This is a genomic window from Streptomyces sp. SPB074, from assembly GCF_000154905.1.
Classification (GTDB): Bacteria; Actinomycetota; Actinomycetes; order Streptomycetales; family Streptomycetaceae; genus Streptomyces.
The window spans coordinates 4,339,411-4,342,770 of sequence record NZ_GG770539.1 but is presented as its reverse complement, the minus strand read 5'-3'; the positions used below and the strand labels follow the sequence as shown (position 1 = coordinate 4,342,770).

The window sequence follows — 3,360 nt, the reverse complement described above, 5'->3', positions numbered from 1 at the left end:
GTGCCTCCGCCGCCCCAGCCGCCGCCGTAGGGCGAGGCGTCGATGGCACCGCGGGGCCGGGGGCCCTCGGGTCCCGCGCCGTCCTCGACGGCGGAGCGCGGGGGGACGGGGTCGTACCCGCACAGGGCCTCTTCGGCGGCGCCGGCCGCGAGACCCGCGAGGACGACGCGGCCGTCCTCGGCGAGGAGCACGGTGTGCTCGGTGATGTTGCGGTGGACCCAGCCGCCCGCGTGCAGGGCGCGCAGCGCGGTGAGGACGTCGGCGGCGACCTCGGCGGCGCGATAGGGGTTGAGGGGGCGTTCGGCGAGGAGGCTGCCGAGGGTCCGGCCGGGCACGTACTCGCTGACGATCCACAGCGCGTCGCCCTCGGCGAAGACATCGAAGACCTGGTCGAGGCGCGGGTGGTCGGGGACCTGCGCGGCGGCGCGGGCGGCGTCGAGCGCGCGGCGCACGACGGGATCGGCGGACGGGTCGCCCGCACCCGCCGCGGGCGAGTCGCCGGGCAGCTCGCCCTCCACGACGTCGGGCAACGGGACGCGCTGGAGGCGGACTTCCTGACCGCTGTACGTGTCGAAGGCACGCCCGGCGGCCGCCGGTCCCGCGCCCTCCCCGGCGGAGGCGTCCAGGGGTAACCGGTAGCGGTCGGCGAGCACACGCCCCGCGTAGTCGTCCACAACGCCCCCCACCGTGATCACCTGTGTTCGTTTCGGGTCCCGAGCCGTCAGGTACGGTCCCCGTTCTTTCACGATACGTGCCGGGGCCGGATTTTCCGGGTGAGTTGGGCGAGTTCGCCGCAGCACCTCCCGGCCTGCGCCGGCTGTACGCCGCCGGAACACGGGGGGCTCCGGTGACGGCCGGGGGACCCTGGTCTCGTTCGTGCCCGTCACGGGACCCGCTCAACCCTCGGAACACGGCACGAGGAATCGCGCAGGGTCGCGAGGGAGCGCACGGGGGGCGGGAAAGGGGGGTACGGGGGTGAGGGGGATTCCCTAGGGGTGTCCCTTACATGCGGGTTCTCCCCCCCCTGGGGCCGTCAACGCGCGGGGTGGCGCGGGAGTTCCCGTGGGGGGCGGCGGGGTGCCGGGGCGCAGGGGTGCCGAGCCGCTGGGGTGCGCGGGAGTTCTCGGCGGAGGCGGCGTGGAGGGCGTGAGGGCGTCGGGCCGGGTGCGCGAATCAGCCCCTCTCCGCCCGGCTCGACCCGAACCAGCTCGGATCGACTCGTCTCGGATCGACTCGTCTCGGATCGCTCGGATCGACTCGGCTCGGCTCAGGAGGCCGGTTTGAAGGTTTCCGTGAAGGTCTGCCAGGTGTCGCGGACGCTGGTGCTGTCCCAGTCGGCGTCCTTGGCCGTGAACATGAGCCCGTAGCCGCGGTGGGAGTTGACGACCGTGCCGCGGTCGACGCTGTGCATCCGCGTGCCGCCGTCGGTGTACGTGAACTCCCAGTCGGCGGTCTCCCAGCCCCGGTAGTCGACACGCTTGATCGCGAGGCGGTGGTAGTTCGGGCGGACCATGCTCCGCTCCTGCCGCTGCCAGTCGGCGACGGCGTCGCTCTTCGGCGTCGTGGTCGTGCCGATGAGGAGTCTCTGCCCGGCGGGCCCGGCGAATCGCACCCCGGCGGCGCCGGAGGAGACGCGCTTCCACCCGTCGGGCAGTCCTATGGAGAAGCCGGTCGGGTCCTGATGGTTCGTGACGTCGAGCGGCGCACCACCCTTGTTCTCGTCCTTCCCCTCGTCGCCCTTCCCGTCCTCCTCCTTGCCCCCGCCCTTCTCCTTGTCCTTGGCGTCGTCGTCCTTGCCCCCGCCCTCGCTCTTGCCGCCGTCCGCGCCGGCTTCGCGCGAGGTCGCGGGCTGCTGGGCGGAGGGGGAGGTCTCCGGGCTCTTCTCCTTGCCGCCGTCGCGGTGGGCGCCGGAGGAGCGCGCGGAGGTGGAGGGGGTCGTGGCGGCCTTGGCGCCCTGCTTGTCCTCGTCGCCGCCGTTGGTGACGACGAGGAACACGACCGTCGCGATGACGGCGAGCACCACGACGGCGGCGATCACCACGAGGGTGCGGCGCGGGACGACGTCCTTGAGCGAGGCGCGGGGGCGGTCGGGCACGGGCGCCGAGGGCGTACCGGCGGCGGGAGTGCGCGCGGCCCCGGCACCCGTACGCGCGCCGCCGTCCGTACGCCCACCGCCACACAGGTACGCGCGGCACCGGCCGCCGCGCCGCCCGTACGGGTGGAGCGGGCGAAGCCGCCGGTGCGCGGCGTGGACCAGCCGGTGCTCGCCGCCTTCTCCTCGGCGGGAGCGGGCGGGAGGGGGACGACGCGGGTCGCGTCCACGGGCTTGGCCTCGGGCGCGGCGATGACCTCCTGGAGCATCGCGCGGGCGCGGGCGTCGTCGAGGCGCTGGGCGGGGTCCTTGACGAGCAGCCCGAGGATGACGGGCGCGAGCGGGCCGGCGTGCGCGGGCCGCTCGACCTGCTCGGTCATGACGGCGGTGAGCGTGGCGATCGCGGAGCCCTTGTCATAGGGCGGGACGCCCTCGACGGCGGCGTAGAGCAGCCCGCCGAGCGACCACAGGTCGGCGGCGGGACCGGGCTTGTGGCCGCGGGCGCGCTCGGGCGAGATGTACGAGGGGGCGCCGACGAGCATCCCGGTCGAGGTCACGGAGGGGTCGCCCTCGACCTGCGCGATGCCGAAGTCGGTGAGGACGACGCGGCCGTCCTCGCCCGCGATGAGCACGTTGGACGGCTTCACGTCACGGTGCAGGATGCCCTCGCGGTGCGCGTCGCGCAGCACGTCGAGGACCGCGAGGCCGACCTCGGCCGCGCGGCGCGGGTCGAGCAGCCCGTCCTCGCGCACGACCTCGGCGAGGGACTTGCCCTCGATGAGCTCCATGACGATCCACGGCCGGTCGTCCTCGTCCACGACGTCGAAGACGGTGACCGCGCCGTTGTTGCGAATCCGGGCGATGGCCTTGGCCTCGCGCAGCGTGCGGGTGATCAGCCGGCGCTTCTCGTCCTCGTCGATGCTGTTCGGGAAACGCAGTTCCTTGACCGCGACGGTCCGCCCGAGGGTCTCGTCGGTGGCCCGCCACACCGTCCCCATGCCGCCGCGCCCGAGGACCTCCGCGAGACGGTACCGCCCCGCGAGGAGCCGTCCCTGGGATGCGCGCGCCTGCTCCGATTCCGACATGCGTCCCCTCTGCAACCCGCCCTGACAGAGCATCCATTGTCACCCACGCCGGAACCGCCCGGCGCCCTGGGGTAGCGGCCGGGGACGGTCCTCGGCCACGACGCCCGGACGGTCGCCGGGCGGGCGGAGCGGGGATGGGGCGTCAGGTGCGGGGGAGGTCGGGCGTGAGGGGCTGGGTGTGGG

The 3,360-nt window shown here is 74.4% G+C and carries 1 protein-coding gene and 1 pseudogene; both read right to left on the bottom strand.

Annotation, left to right across the window (positions count from 1 at the left end):
* Window positions 1-674: protein kinase domain-containing protein (locus tag SSBG_RS18235; RefSeq protein WP_158677837.1), on the bottom strand; the 674-nt coding region annotated here is incomplete at its 3' end.
* Window positions 675-1,267: 593 nt separating this feature from the next.
* Window positions 1,268-3,177, bottom strand: a pseudogene (locus SSBG_RS18230) (protein kinase domain-containing protein).
* Window positions 3,178-3,360: the final 183 nt, after the last annotated feature.